Raw genomic sequence first — 13760 nt, forward strand, 5'->3', positions numbered from 1 at the left:
ACATCAAGGCTTTCTGGCTTTCCGTGTAATAGATCCGAGGTCTTCGTTTCATCTGCAACACTCCTTCTGCTTACGCAGTCTCTAGTGTGTTGCATCCACCGGTTGAATCCGCCAGCCCTTTCATGACTTTCAGGGTGAGATTCTAGGTAGGTGGTGACGGCATCATGTTGCGAGCCGAGCAATGTGATTCTTGCCCCAGTCATTTCTTGGCGTCCGGATTACCGAGAGCCCACACGATGCGGCCCAGGATCGTGACGACATTGTCCTTGCCGGGCTTCCATATGACTGGCGCATGATTCCAGTGCCGCGACCAGCGGCAGAACTCCTTGCCGTCAAAGGTTCTGTTGTCGCCGCCGCCGGGCCGGTTCATTGCGGGGATGGGCTTGCCATCATTGCGCGTCAGGTGGGGAAACGTCCAGAACATATCGATACCACCTTGGTTGTAGTTCTGCGGGATGATTACAAGAACGTCACAGATCTTCTCGTGGTAGAGCCCTTCGGGCAGAAGAAAGTTACGCAGCACCAGAAAGCGCTGCGCTTCATCTTCTACGTAGTCGAGGCCGCATTCCAGGATTTCCGCATAGTCGGTGTCAAGAAGCAGCGGCATATCGGATCACCCCGCCTGCGAGCCGACCGGTTGCGTCCAGAACCGCTCTGGTCCCTTCTGCTTGGTCAGATCAACGACTGTATCGTCCTTGATTTCTTGGTCAGGATGGCCGGGAACCTTATGAAAAATTTGGACGTCATCCGGAAGCGACGCAAGAACACGAATCTGCCTGCCGGTGATGGTGTCCTCATCCCAGTCGTAACGCTCGTTGTCAATGAAGAGTTCGGGTCGGTTGGATTTTTCAATACTCATGATGCTGGCCTTCTTTACTTTAAGTGTTCAGCCTTTCGGCGGGAAAGGGTCGTGCCCGTGGCTGTCGCGGCTCTGGATCTTGCCGTCACGCCCGTGAACGATGAGCTCGGTTCCTTGGTTTCGGCTGATTTCCCGAGCCCGCCCGACGGCCTGACTCTTTGTGGAGAGGATCTCGGTCGCCCTGCTGGATCCCGCCCCCGTCACCGCCCAATCCTTTCCGCTAGGGACCACATGCTGATTACGCTTAGTTGCCATCTTTTATACTCCTGTGAAAACGAGCAATGCACGCTCAATTACCTAAGGCGCTGTCCTCCAGAAATCCGGACAAGAAATTTATGTCCGGGCATGCGGAACTCCCCGCCTTAGAAATAACGACAGGAGGATTCGCGTTGGAAAGCAACTACGGAGCTCCGGCGACGCTGGAGCAAATCGAGCAGGCCATCGTCGGCTTGAGCGATATCGAGTGGATCCGGCTTCGCAAGATGGCCTGGGGCCACCTGTGGGGAACCCGCTTTGAGGGTCCGGATGAACTCATCAACGAAACTATCGAGCGGATGATCGCCGGCAGGAGGACTTGGAACATCGGGATGGCCTTCGTGCCTTGGATGGATTCGGCGATGAAAAGCGTCGCCAATAACCTGCGCACCCTCAAGCGGCAGCCGAAGGTGGCTCTCGCCGGAGACTTGGTGGATAGCGGCGACGACCCACCGGAAGAGGCCCTCGATATTCTCAGCGAGGACGGAGAAACGCCCTTGGATGCCCTCCTGACGCAAGAGGCTCGCGCCATGGCCGAAAAGGACCTCGCCAAGATCGAAGGGCGGTTCAAGGACGACCAAGAGGTCGGATGGATTCTTATGGGGCTTGAGGATGGGCTGGGGGCGAGCGATATCCAAGCCATGGGCGAGATGACCAAGACACAATACGAGACGGCGAGGAAACGGCTGCGCCGAGAGCGCGAGCGGCTGTTCCCTGGCGGGAGAAAATCATGAAAGAGGCGAAAGGAATGGGGGCAGAAACCCAAATGGCTGCCCTCGAGCGGCTCATTTCCGAGGATCTACTGGCGATGAGCGACGAGGATCTGCTCAAGGAGGCGATCGAGGACGGTATCGATCCCGCCGCAAAAGCTTCCGAGTTGCGGTCCTCCGCATTGGCGAAGATCAACCAAGCCAAGCGCGAGAAGCTGACAGCAGCTCGCCGAGGCTATGACGCCTCTCTCCGGGAATCCCCGGTTGCCAAGGCAAGGCCCACGCTTGAGGAGATCAAGCGCCAGATCCAGGCTCTGATCCGTGGCGGGGCCTCTAATGGGCTGTCGCTGGCGTTCCGCAAAGGGGAAACGATGTCGGATGCCGACTGGGAAAGCCTTTGGGATGACATGGTGGAAAGCGGCCTGATCGGAGACTCGAGGAAGGATGACTGATCATCGAGCGCTTTCGAAAGGCGAACTGATCCTCAAGAGATTCGGGATAGATAGCCCGGAGCAGATCGATCTAGAGGCGATCGCCTTTGACCTCGGTGCGAAGGTTCGCTACCGGAAGATCGATGGGAGTGAGGCCCGCATCGTCGGGAATGGGGCCTCCGCGATCATCACGGTCAATGAGAACCACAAACCGACTCGGCAGCGCTTCTCCATCGCCCATGAGCTCGGGCATTGGGTGGAGCGGCATGGGAAGGGGGGATTCGTCTGCACCAAGGAGGACATCTCGCCCCAAAACGACGCAGCCAAGAGCGCGGAAGCCATCGCGAACGGCTTCGCTTCTCAGCTGATCCTGCCCTCGTATCTGTTTGACTCCATCGCAGCGGGGATGCCAATAACCTTGGATTCGGCAGACAAGATCCGAATGGATTTCAAGGCCGGGCTCACGACCACGGCGCTCAAGCTGGTCAAGGGGACGGGAAAAACCGCCGCGATCGTCTGCCATGGGCTGCAGGGGCGGCAGTGGTTCGCGCTGAGCCCCGGATGGCCCGAATATCTGAGGCTCGCCGCGGAGCTCAACTACGAGACGGAAGCCTTCGAACTTCTCTATGCCGCCGACAAGCGCGGTAAGACGACGCTTCGCCAAGAGGCCGCATCACGATGGATTTCCGGCAGGCAAGGGCAGGAGCTGAAGGTGCGCTCCCAGTCCGTGAAGCTCGCAGATGGTGTTGTGCTTAGCGTGATCGCCGTGACTTAACGTCTTTTCATACAGCAATATACGGACCGAGCAGGGAGGAAATCGTGCAAAAACAACAAAATAGAGGGCCCTTTAGGCATGCCTCCTCGCTAGTAACATACGGCCCCCTGCGTCCGTGTATTAACTGTTGGGGCTCTTAGGCTGAGCGCATATGCAAGAAAAGCTACTTCTACTCACATCGAAACAAGTTGCCCGTCGATTGACCGAGGTATTTGATTTCGTATGGCCCACTGCCACAGCAATCTGGAATCTCCGGTGGCAAGTAGCCGGCTATGTCTCCGCGTCTCCTGCTGCCACGGTGAGTGAATTGGATGGACGCTTTGTTGCTGGAAGCGGTATTCGAGGAGCCAATTTGCGCCGTTCCTGCATTGACTCTTCTTGGGAAGATCAACAGCAGGAGTTTGCTCGCTTTCTACTGTTCGAGTTTTGCTCCCTATATGAAGCTTGGTGCGAAGGCACGCTCAATGAACTCGGTGCTGCCGCATCGCTATCGAAACATCTGCAATTTCCAACAACATTTACAAATGGCGCCCCTACAAAGGGTCTCCGCCATGCTGTCAATTCGATAGTGCAAGGTGGTTCACCGATCATGTCTGGGTCGATCTATCCTGCTATCACCAAGAACAAAAAGAACTCGCCGCTGCATATCGAGCAACTCTTGGTCTGCTACCGCTATTTCAAAGAGGCAAGAAACTCGCTCGTCCACGCCGGTGGTAGCACATCAACCCAATTTGTTTCGGCAGAAGCCGCATATAACCAGCTTACGCCCGTGCAAGTGGGGCTCAAGGAAGTGCCGGTTATCAATGGGCATACGGCGGGCAGTCCGATCGAAATCAGCCTTCGCGGTGTTGTCGGCTTCGGGGATATTGTCCTTCGCCTTGTATCAACGCTTGATGCCGAGTTCTCTAAGTCCCCAGGGGCTGAGCACGCTTTCTTGCAGCGCTGGAGGGCGTGTCACGGCGGCTCTGCCGTTCAGGTATCTGCCAACCCAAACTTATGTCGTGAGCGAATCAAGCGGCTTGTGCGGAAATTGGATCTTCCGACTCCGGCGGTTACGGCTCAGTTTGAAACTTGGCTCCGAAACAACCAATGCATCGTCTGATTCGGTCATTTTTAGCTCCTATCTTTCTTGCCCACGATAGGGTTGACATTACCTTTCGCCGCGACCTTCTTCTTAAGTTGCCGAAGGAGCGCGTCGGTTGGTACCCAACTTGCCTTCATGCCGTGCAGTACGGCCGAAGAAACACCGTGAAGGGATTTCCCGTGTCCCGCTGCCTCGACAACTTCGTAATCAAACCCAAGATCGACGTAGGGCTTGATATCCTCCACCCCGGAAAAGACGTTGGTGACAACCACATGAGCGCCCGCAGCAAGGGTATCCTTGGTCTGTTGCAAGCACCATGCGTGGGCCTCGGGCAGCTTCTTCTCGACAAAGGCGTACTCGCCATCAACCTCAAAGAACATATCCGCCTCGAAGTGCTCATAGCCCTTTTTCTTGTAGCCTTGAGCGCGCGTGGTCTTGCCACTGCCCGGCAGCCCGCGAATCAGTACCAAACGCGGTAACGGCTGGGCTCCTTTGGAAGGCAGGCTGGCTACCTTGTGCAGTTCCCTCAATTCCTTGCGGGATTGCGCAACCACTTTTTCCAATTGCTTGGCGTTTTCTTCGGCGGTCATGCGCGCTGTGAAGTGCGCCGCGATCTGCAACTGCAGGAGCTTTTTCTGCGCTTTCTCCTGAGCGAGATCGGCGCGCAGGTTCTGAATCAGTTGGGTATAGGTAGTCGGATGCGTTGTCTTGCCGCCCTTGGAAAGACGGATCGCTTCCCGCACCTTGGGATAGCGACACTCATGCATTGCAATCAGAGTGCGCGAGTGACCGGCTTCCAGCGATACATTTACAGCATTAACCGCGAGCTTGCCCTTTTTCTTGAGCAAGGCTTTCAGGGTCTTCTGGGTGGGCTTGCCATCTACAAGACGCTGCAGTGCGTCCATAAAGGCCTGCTCGATGGGATCAAGAACTTCAGTGGACTCGGGCAAGGGCATGATCTTCCTTCAGCGTCATCTTCACCTGCCGCTCCAACGCCTTCATGTCTGCGCCCACTTTCTTGAGTAACTTGCCCGCCTGCTGTGCGCGGTCCAGAAAGACGCGGAACTGGCCTCCACTGGTCTCTCCCCGTTTCTCTGCCTGCTTGTAGGTGATCCAGTTCTGTAGATAGCGCTCCTGCCAGAAAGGAATGTGACGGTAATCTATGGCGAAATTGTCACAACCGGCACATAGGCTTGACTCCCGCGTGGCGTAGTTGGGTTTCAGGCGTAGACCAACGGGTGTGTGTGCCTCGTCATGGCAGCGCATGGTTGAAGTGTGAATTGGTAGACAGGTGGCGTAGGGACTAAAGAAGATCGTTAGGCCCTGCTCATCGCAGAACTCGACGGTACGCTGCCAGGCTTCACTTATGGGTAGGTTTTTGAAGTCCTCGGTGAGGCCGCGGGTGGCTCGCTCTATCTGTTCGCCCATTTTTCCTGCGATGGGAGAACGGCCCATTATGGTCTCGAAGACCATAAGGTTACGCTGCTGTTCGGCCACTTGATTCATGCTCGTCATGAGCAGCGGATTGGAGCCAATATAACCCGTATCTGTCATAGCCAGCGAAAGGTGGTGGAACTGCAACTGAATAGCTGGCGCTAGGGCAGGATCGACGGCAAAGACATACTGTGCCCAGCTCTTGCGCAGCATGTGCGTAGTAAAGATTGTCCCTTTGGACTCCCGCCACGCCACTAGATCGTTGTCCCTGATCTTATGCTTGCTTTCGTCGGGTAGACCGGACAGATCCACCCAGCGCTCGAAGAAACGCTTCATTCCCCCTGTCATTGTTTGACTAGTCATAGCAGACTGGCTGGTCGTCTTGAGACGAAATGTTTCTCCACCGGTATCCATTATGAACAGGCGGCTAGTATTGGCCCAAGGCCGCCAGGGCTCATATAAGCGATTCAGCAGGCGCAGTGCGCGCACCGCCAGCGGCTCCTCGGTCGAGTCTTTGGGTCGCAGACCAAGAACCCAGTCGACCTCTCTCGGGAGCCCCTTCTCAGTCTTGGCCAGTTCAGTCCGGATCAAGTAGACGTCATACAGACCCGTAGCCGAGCTCTCGATGCGTACGCCCAACGGCAGATCAGTTACCGGGTCTAGCCCAGCCTTGATACCCATCAATTCTGAGATCCGCATTCCGGTCGTGCCCTGGATGTTGATCGCACAAGCCTCTCTTACCGCCTCAAACAACTGCCGAACGCGCGCCGTCGGCGTCATGCCCCTGCTGGCTTCGTAGTTTTCATTGAGGGGGGGATGCCAGGGATGCGTGTCACCAGGCAGCGTGCTGAACTGGAATGAATCCAGAAACTTCTTTGCACGTCTTTGGCGCGGAGCTGGCCTTTTCCCGGGCTTTCGACGGCGGATATGCTCTTTCCCCTTCATTACCACCACAACCTCTATGCAGTCGGAATCGGCGATTGGGTCACGCACAACATCAAGCAGCTGGATCACATCTTCAGCGGGTGTGTTGAGGAACCAAGCGGCCTTGTTGAACATCGGAATAGCGACTTCATCCGGCAACGGCTGGATCCATCCTCGTGTCTTCGTGGCGATCTGCTTCGCGTGAGAGCCTGCGCTTTTGGTGCCGAACGGATTGACCGGCATCGAGGGGACACCCCACAAGGTGAGGACACGTCTCTCTGTCCAAAGACACGTCAGTATTTTTAGGCCAAGCGCGGCTTGACTGCCAGAAATCCCCTCGCTTTCCTGATGATCCAACAAGATGCGGGGTAGGTCTTCTAGGTAATGACTTACCACGTCTGGCGTCAATTCGTGAGGGTGATGGTAGCCGTGGTTAGACATCCACGAAAGCAGCCACTGGAATCCACGCCTGAAGCTTCCGGTCGACGCGACCGCTGGACCGAAACAGTCGCTAGGCGCCTTAAGTAGCACTGCCATCAGCTTGCGAGCCCACAGGAGGCGCCTAGAATTCTGTGGATCGGTAAGGCGGGTACCGTCAAACAGTTCGATGCCCCAGTTGAGTCTTCCAATACTCTCACGCTGCCCCGCCGTGGTAGGTTTCCGTTCCCAGGTATGGTCGAGGAACGTGCTGAACTCTGTTACGCGGAGCATATGCAACTCCTCGTCGGAATATTCCCACAGCGGCTTTAATTGATCGTCGGCCCGATTCGGGAGGTCTGTGAGGATTCTTGATTCGATAGTCATGCTCGACCTCAACCTACGTTGGGAAGCTCAACGCGGAAGCGCCGCGATTCGACCAGCACAGACTCGGGAACCAGCACTATCAGCGCCTTGAGGTCTGCAGCCACCGGCGCCCATCGCTCCATCCACATGGGCGCAGTCATTGTAGAAACGCTGCGATGGATTGCCCTCTGCAAAGCCTCCCAGTACATGACCGCCGTTGGATTGAAAGGTTTTACTGCCACGAGCGGACAGGCAGGACATTCCCCGTAGGCACGACACAACCGCCCCTTATTTTGGTTAGGCCGTGGCGAATCGAAGGGGTCGAGGCAATCGAAACCGGGGCTCGCGCTCGATTTGTCCGAGCCGATCGGCGTTGTGCGCGGATCGATGCGGCCGCCGGTATCGATCCAGCGCTCACGCGTAAGCAGTATCTCGCCGGTACCCTCCTGCAGTAGCCGGCGCATCAGACCTGATGTGTAGTGAGTCCACGTTGTGATGCGCCCTTCATGATTGCCTACTTGCCGTGAAGCCTCCAAGCTGCCCCGATTGACCAGTTGCACATAATCGAGCAGCGTAAATCGGATTTGCTTTAGGCTGAATTTCGGCAGGTCGTGGTCTTTGCAGAAATTTCGGAGGGAACGACACCAGACGTTATCTCCCGAAGGCGAGTCCCTAGTTCTTCCATATCCTTTGGGTCCACTGTAATTTTTCGAAGCAACGTATATGAACAGCCTGTCTTGGTGATCAGGCAGCAGTTCCGGCCGGATTCGGTCTGTCAAGTCACGCAGTAGATCGAGAACCAAGCTCAGGCTTGCCTGGGATGGATCGCTCGCGGTCGGATCAAGCAGACGACGAAGCATACGGCTGGCACGAGGCTTAACGCCCTGGATAGACAATAGAGGTTCCTCTTCTTGATCGGGCGCTACCGATCCCTCGGTATAACCCTCGACCGCCTCTTCAGCGCAAATTCGCACCGCGGCGGTCCCAAGACGGTCGACCTCTCGGTCGACATTTTTCCATTCGAGTGACAACAGCGTATCCGGGTTAAACGCTGTAGCGAACCCGAGCAGCAAGACCAGTGGCACAAGGTCTCGGCTGGAGGCATACAGGTACCCCGTAATTTCGTCCCGCCCAAAGGCATATTTGACCGAATTCCCCATCGAGAGATTTGTTGATTGAATGCTGGCCAATTCCGGGACGACGCTGGGGAAGGCCGCATCGATCATAGCCAGACAGAGGGCGAGGTTTGCATCAGACGTAGACTCAGCGCTATCTCGTTCCTGCTTCCCAGGATTCGGCACCAACCGGTGCCCTTGCGCCCACAACCGGCGTCCCTGTGTTAGCAACGTTTGACCACGCACCCAACGGTCACGCAGAGCGAAGGTTTCCTTTTCCGCAGCCTTCCAGATCGCCATAAGTATGGGCCACGAAATACCCTCCGTCGGCGTCGTTTTGCGGATAGCCCCGCGCGGACCAGCGGGAACACGTGCGGCGATGGATTCACCCGCTGAAATCGTCCTGAGGGTGGTCCTAACAGATTCGAGCGCTTTGCGGATGGTATTGGGGTGAAGCGGCTGTCCGTTTTTTTTGGTTCTCGTGTGCAGCCATTGATTGAAACCGGCAAGCACGTCCTCCTGAACTCGCGCCGGAGTTATGAAGCGTTGGTCAAAATTGGCCAAAAACACAAACCAATAACGTAATTGTTTTACCCGCTCCAGCCGAGTTCCGTTGGTCTTGCCGCGCCCCCATGCGAGGAATCCCTGGGCAAACAGATCCGTCAATCCCGGGAATTCAAGCAAAAGAGTGATATCAATACGATGTGGTTCACCACCGCCTTTTCTCGGGAAAATGGCCGTTAGTGTTGGATTGCCATTCTCATCGAAGCCTTCTTCCAGGCGGGTTGTGGGTAGTTCGGCGACACGCTGCTCATTTTCCGCGCGCACCTTAGACTGTTTCACCACCGACTCGGCGGATGATCGTTTCTTCCTGCTCCTCGGTTGTTGGAACTGCGGATCGAAGTCGTCGCGCTTTATGGTTATATCCTCAGGAGTCTGCGAATGTCGGTGATGCCGTGCTTCTCCCCAAAGAGTTCGACGTAGGCAAGATAGGTGTCCACGGTGACCTTGAGTGACTTGTGGCCTAACTTGACCTGCACGGTCTTCCATGGCTCGGAATTTCCACGAGCCTTTTCCGCATGGTAGGTTAGCACAGCGCAGTTGTGCCGGAGATCGTGGAAGCTGTGCTTTGGAGCGACCCTCTGAATATTTTTCCCAGTCTCAGGATCTACCCTCTCCACCATCTCGACGATCCCCGCCTTTTGGCAGGCTAGCGCGATCATCTTCTGAATCGCGCTGTGGCTTATGGGTTTCCCTGCACCCCTGCTGTCAGCGTGCCCGAGAAACAGTCTTGTTTCCGCCTTGGCATGCCTGACCTTTGTCGATTTTTCGCGCTCGGTCTCGATGTAATGCTGTATGTCGAGGACCAACCATCCCGGTACACTGACCAATCTAGCGACCTTGCCCTTACTCTTCTCGACAACCACAGGGAAGTCCTGAAACTCCTGCCCCGGCTCAACCGTGAGACTTAAGAACTTTAGCGTGGTCAGGTGCAAGACGTCATTAAGACGCATCCCGCACACCCAGCCGCAGTCTAGGATGATGCGATCTCTTACCCGGCGCATGTCGCCTTGACGATCGTCTGTGCTCGGGCCAACGCTCGCGCGTAGCTTCCTCAATTCTTTCACCAAGAGTGGTCGTACAACGTCATTTCGTCCGATCTTGCGCAGAAGCGGATCTTTCTCAACCCTCCTCCCAGTTGTCGAGCGAATGTGCGCCAATGCGTCAGCGTCAATTGGACTATTCGAAATATGAATCATCTGCACGGATTCCCCGATGTCGCCCGAATACCACCCATGCTGGCGCGCAAAGCCATAGAAGGCGCGAACGGTGGACAGCCTCCGATTTGTCGTTCCCTCCCCGAACTCGTGTCCCGTGCGCGAAGAAATCGACTGCGAATAGTCGTCAGCAAACGCTGCCCGATCGTGCTCGCTAGCATCGCGCCAGTGCCCGCCCCTCGCCTGAATGTACTGAAACCAACACTTCATATCGTGCGCGGCCGCAGCCCAGGTGTGCTTACTCGCAGTACCGGCACGGGTCACATAGTGCTTGTGCAGAAACCACGTTGGCTCCTCAAATAAGGTCACAGCATTAGCTCGCCAGAGAAAAAAAATCGGCTGCCCCTTCTTGACATCTTCCCTTCTCTCTGGCGAGAAGAATATGGAAACCTCAGCGTCAGAAAAATTGTTCATGCGAACGCCATAGCTTTAAGCTTTTGTGTGAACAATGCAACACCAACACGTGACAAAGTCATTACAGTTAGTGGACATGTTAACTTCTATGAACATAATAACGACTTGTTTAATACTAGTTCTGAAAAACTTTTTTCAGTGCCTCGTCCGTTGAAAATAGGCGATATTCTTCACATTGGAGAATTCCACATAACGGCCGACAGCACCGCCCACGGATCGATCAGCAACACGGCAAACAAAGCCCACGCCAGTGCCGAAAAGGGACGCGGTTCGCGGCGCCCCCAGAATGCCAGCGCCAGCACGCCGAGCATGAACAGGGTGCGTTGCGCCGGCACCTGAAAACCGGCCAGCACGGCATAGGCGCACGCCGCCATGACCGCGGCCAGCAGCCCCGCCTGCCGTGCCGGCAGCCGCTCCGCCGCACGCGGCCAGCGCCGCCAGCCGAACGCCAGCACCCAGCCGGCGAGCGCGGCGATCATGGTGACGTGCAGGCCGGAAATCGACAGCAGATGATTGACCCCGGTGCGGGTGAACGCACGCCATTGCTCGTGCGGAATGCCGCGCTGGTCGCCGATCACCAGCGCCGCGATGACGCCGGCATAGGGCGCATCCCCCAGCGTCGAATTGATCCGCTCGCGGATCGCGGCGCGCGTGGCGGCAATCCAGGCAACCGGTGTGGCCGCGCGTGCATCGAGGCGGCGCGGCAGAGGGTGTTCGCGCACGTATCCGGTAGCGGCGATGCCGCGCTCGAGCATCCAGGCTTCGAGATCGAATCCATGCGGGTTGTGCGTGCCGTAAGGCCGTTTCAGCCGCACCGTGAACTGCCAGCGTTCGCCCGCCTGCACGCTCGGCGTGCGCGTCACAGCATCGCGCAGCCAGTAACGCGCGAGCTGGATGCGCCGCAGGTTCGGCGCAGCCGGCGTGACGACCCGCTCGATGTCGAGCTGGAAGCGCTCGCCGCGCGGGTCGGCCTGCGGCAAATCACTCACCACACCAACCACGGTGATGTCCACGCCCTGCCAGTGATCGGGCAGGCGATCGGCCAGTTGCAGTCCGGCCCGCCAGGCCGCCCAGCCAAAGCCGAGCGCGGCGCACAGCAGCGCCACCGCCAACCGGCGCAGCGTTTCCGGCAAAACCCTGGGGAAATTCGGGACCAACAGAACGACCGACGCCAGCGGCAGCAACCACAAGCCGCGCGCGGCAGGCAACGTCGCCTGCTGTTGCAGCAGCCATACGCCGAGACAGAACGCGATGAGATAGGCCCGCATCGCGTCGAACGTTCAGACCGGTTGCAGCGCCCCGTCCACCAGTCTCAACTGCCGGTCCATGCATGCGGCAAGCTCGCTGTCGTGGGTGACGACGATCAGGCTGGCACCCTCTTTGCGGTTGAGCTCGCGCATCAGGCCGAACACGGCATGGGCGGTATGACGGTCGAGATTGCCGGTCGGCTCGTCGGCGAGAATGCACGCGGGTCGCGTAACCAGCGCACGCGCAATGGCGACGCGCTGCCGCTCGCCGCCGGAAAGCTCGCCGGGGCGATGGGAAAGCCGGTGGCCCAGCCCGACTTCGCCCAGCACCTCGGCCGCGCGCGCCAGCGCCTGGGCGTGCTCCAGGCGACGGACGATGAGCGGCATGGCCGCATTTTCCAGCGCCGAAAACTCCGGCAGCAGATGATGGAACTGATAGACGAAACCCAGCGCGGTGTTGCGCAGCTCGCAGCGCGCCGCTTCGGAAATGGCGAACGGATCGCGTCCCAGCAGTTCGACCTGGCCGCAGGTCGGCGCGTCGAGTCCGCCCAGCAGGTGCAGCAAGGTGCTTTTGCCCGATCCCGAGGCGCCGACGACGGCAAGCGACTCACCGGCGCGGACTTCGAGATCGACGCCCGTCAGCACCGGAACGTCATTCTTTCCCTGGCGGAAGGTTTTACCCAGACCGCGGCAGCGCAGCACAGCCTCATTCATAGCGCAGCGCCTCCGCCGGATTGATGCGCGACGCGCGCCAGCTCGGGTACAGCGTCGCAACCAGGCTGATCAGCAGCGAGACCCCGCCGATGATGCCGACATCGCCCCACACCAGTTTGGACGGCAACTGGCTGATGTAATACACGTCCGCCGGAAATAGGTCCATGCCGGCCAGACGTTCGATGAAAGGCACGACGGTTTCGACGTTGAGCGCGAGCAGCACCCCGCTGGCCACGCCGAGCAGGGTTCCGAACACGCCGATGAATGCACCCTGTACGATGAAAATCGCCATGATGGACGCGGGTCTGGCACCCAGCGTGCGCAGGATGGCGATGTCCGACTGCTTGTCGGTGACGGCCATCACCAGGGTGGAGACGATGTTGAACGCAGCCACCGCCACGATGAGCAACAGGATCAGGAACATCATGCGCTTCTCGATCGCCACCGCACGGAAGAAATTGGCGTGGCTCTGCGTCCAGTCGGTGAGGTAATAATGACCGGACAGGCTTTGCGATAGCTCGCGCGTGACAAACGGCGCACGGAACAGCTCGTCAAGCTTCAGCCGCACGCCCGACACTTCGTTGCCCAGCCGCAACAGCTTTTGCGCATCCTGCAGATGAATCAGCGCAAGCCCGGAATCGTATTCGAACATGCCGGCTTCGAAGATGCCGGTGACGGTGAACTGTTTGACCCGCGGCATCACGCCCGCCGGCGTGATATTGCCCTGCGGCGTGAGCAGCACCAGCTTGTCGCCCGGGTAGACATTCAACGCACGCGCCAGCTCCGCGCCCAGAACGATGCCAAAATCGCCGGGCCTGAGATCGGCCAGCTTTCCCGCCTTCATGTGCTGCGCAAAGTCGGCCACCCGGCTTTCCAGGTCCGGCAGCACGCCGCGGATGATCGCGCCGCGCACCAGGTCGCCGTTGGCCAGCATGCCCTGCGCGTTGACATAGGGGGCGCCGGACAATACCTCCTTGTTCTGCTTTGCTTGCGCCAGCACGCCGCGCCAGTCGGCCAGTCGATCCGCCGGGCCGCTGATTTCCAGATGCGCCGCCACGCCGAGAATGCGCGCACGCAGTTCTTCCTGGAAACCGTTCATCACGGAGAGCACCACGATCAGCGCCATCACGCCCAGCGCAATGCCCGCCATCGAGACGATGGAAATGAAGGAGATGAAATGATTGCGGCGCTTAGCGTGGGTGTAACGCAGGCCGACCAGAAGCTCAAAGGGAAGCAA

General features: G+C 58.0%; 14 protein-coding genes. 4 read left to right on the top strand and 10 right to left on the bottom strand.

Features of this window, described 5'->3' with window-relative positions:
* Nucleotides 1-199 precede the first annotated feature (199 nt).
* From B059_RS0114785 to B059_RS0114795, 3 genes are read right to left on the bottom strand one after another with little or no spacing between them, the layout of a single operon-like run.
* The gene (locus B059_RS0114785) at nucleotides 200-607 is read right to left on the bottom strand and encodes an E2/UBC family protein (RefSeq protein ID WP_018079029.1); all 408 of its coding nucleotides are present in this window, start codon (nucleotides 605-607) and stop codon (nucleotides 200-202) included.
* A gap of 6 nt (nucleotides 608-613) precedes the next feature.
* Entirely contained in the window at nucleotides 614-859 is a 246-nt protein-coding gene (locus tag B059_RS0114790; protein ID WP_018079030.1) for a multiubiquitin domain-containing protein, read from the bottom strand.
* A gap of 27 nt (nucleotides 860-886) precedes the next feature.
* Nucleotides 887-1114 carry a DUF2188 domain-containing protein gene (locus B059_RS0114795; RefSeq protein ID WP_018079031.1) on the bottom strand — a complete coding sequence of 76 codons (228 nt, stop codon included), beginning with the start codon at nucleotides 1112-1114 and terminating at the stop codon, nucleotides 887-889.
* 134 nt (nucleotides 1115-1248) lie between these two features.
* Between B059_RS0114795 and B059_RS0114800 the strand changes: the two genes are divergently transcribed.
* The 4 genes from B059_RS0114800 (at nucleotide 1249) to B059_RS20875 (ending at nucleotide 4132) form a co-directional block, all read left to right on the top strand.
* The gene (locus B059_RS0114800) at nucleotides 1249-1848 is read left to right on the top strand and encodes a hypothetical protein (RefSeq protein ID WP_157273737.1); all 600 of its coding nucleotides are present in this window, start codon (nucleotides 1249-1251) and stop codon (nucleotides 1846-1848) included.
* Nucleotides 1845-2276: a hypothetical protein gene (locus tag B059_RS0114805; RefSeq protein WP_018079033.1), complete on the top strand. Its 432-nt coding sequence runs from the start codon at nucleotides 1845-1847 to the stop codon at nucleotides 2274-2276. The genes B059_RS0114800 and B059_RS0114805 overlap by 4 nt, the downstream gene beginning before the upstream one ends.
* Nucleotides 2269-3030, top strand: coding sequence for an ImmA/IrrE family metallo-endopeptidase (locus tag B059_RS0114810; protein WP_018079034.1), 762 nt, complete (start codon nucleotides 2269-2271; stop codon nucleotides 3028-3030). Before B059_RS0114805 ends, B059_RS0114810 begins: the two co-directional genes overlap by 8 nt.
* Before the next feature lie 151 nt (nucleotides 3031-3181).
* Nucleotides 3182-4132 (top strand): hypothetical protein, encoded by a 951-nt coding sequence (locus B059_RS20875; RefSeq protein ID WP_157273738.1) that lies wholly within the window; start codon nucleotides 3182-3184, stop codon nucleotides 4130-4132.
* Between the two features lie 11 nt (nucleotides 4133-4143).
* On the opposite strand, the gene B059_RS19995 is transcribed toward B059_RS20875, so the two are convergent.
* From B059_RS19995 to B059_RS0114850, 7 genes are all read right to left on the bottom strand, one after another.
* Nucleotides 4144-5064: an ATP-binding protein gene (locus tag B059_RS19995; RefSeq protein ID WP_211206922.1), complete on the bottom strand. Its 921-nt coding sequence runs from the start codon at nucleotides 5062-5064 to the stop codon at nucleotides 4144-4146.
* Nucleotides 5048-7276, bottom strand: a complete 2229-nt coding sequence (locus B059_RS19270) for a hypothetical protein (protein ID WP_018079037.1) — start codon at nucleotides 7274-7276, stop codon at nucleotides 5048-5050. Before B059_RS19270 ends, B059_RS19995 begins: the two co-directional genes overlap by 17 nt.
* A gap of 8 nt (nucleotides 7277-7284) precedes the next feature.
* Nucleotides 7285-9213, bottom strand: coding sequence for a phage integrase SAM-like domain-containing protein (locus tag B059_RS0114830; protein WP_157273739.1), 1929 nt, complete (start codon nucleotides 9211-9213; stop codon nucleotides 7285-7287).
* 77 nt (nucleotides 9214-9290) lie between these two features.
* Complete coding sequence (locus B059_RS0114835) at nucleotides 9291-10562, bottom strand: tyrosine-type recombinase/integrase (protein ID WP_018079039.1); 1272 nt, start codon at nucleotides 10560-10562, stop codon at nucleotides 9291-9293.
* 170 nt (nucleotides 10563-10732) lie between these two features.
* Nucleotides 10733-11830 carry a ComEC/Rec2 family competence protein gene (locus tag B059_RS19275; RefSeq protein WP_018079040.1) on the bottom strand — a complete coding sequence of 366 codons (1098 nt, stop codon included), beginning with the start codon at nucleotides 11828-11830 and terminating at the stop codon, nucleotides 10733-10735.
* A gap of 12 nt (nucleotides 11831-11842) precedes the next feature.
* Nucleotides 11843-12523: a lipoprotein-releasing ABC transporter ATP-binding protein LolD gene (gene lolD, locus B059_RS0114845; protein ID WP_018079041.1), complete on the bottom strand. Its 681-nt coding sequence runs from the start codon at nucleotides 12521-12523 to the stop codon at nucleotides 11843-11845.
* Nucleotides 12516-13760, bottom strand: a complete 1245-nt coding sequence (locus tag B059_RS0114850; RefSeq protein ID WP_018079042.1) for a lipoprotein-releasing ABC transporter permease subunit — start codon at nucleotides 13758-13760, stop codon at nucleotides 12516-12518. The genes lolD and B059_RS0114850 overlap by 8 nt, the downstream gene beginning before the upstream one ends.

This window comes from Thiobacillus denitrificans DSM 12475, from assembly GCF_000376425.1.
Lineage (GTDB): Bacteria > Pseudomonadota > Gammaproteobacteria > Burkholderiales > Thiobacillaceae > Thiobacillus > Thiobacillus denitrificans.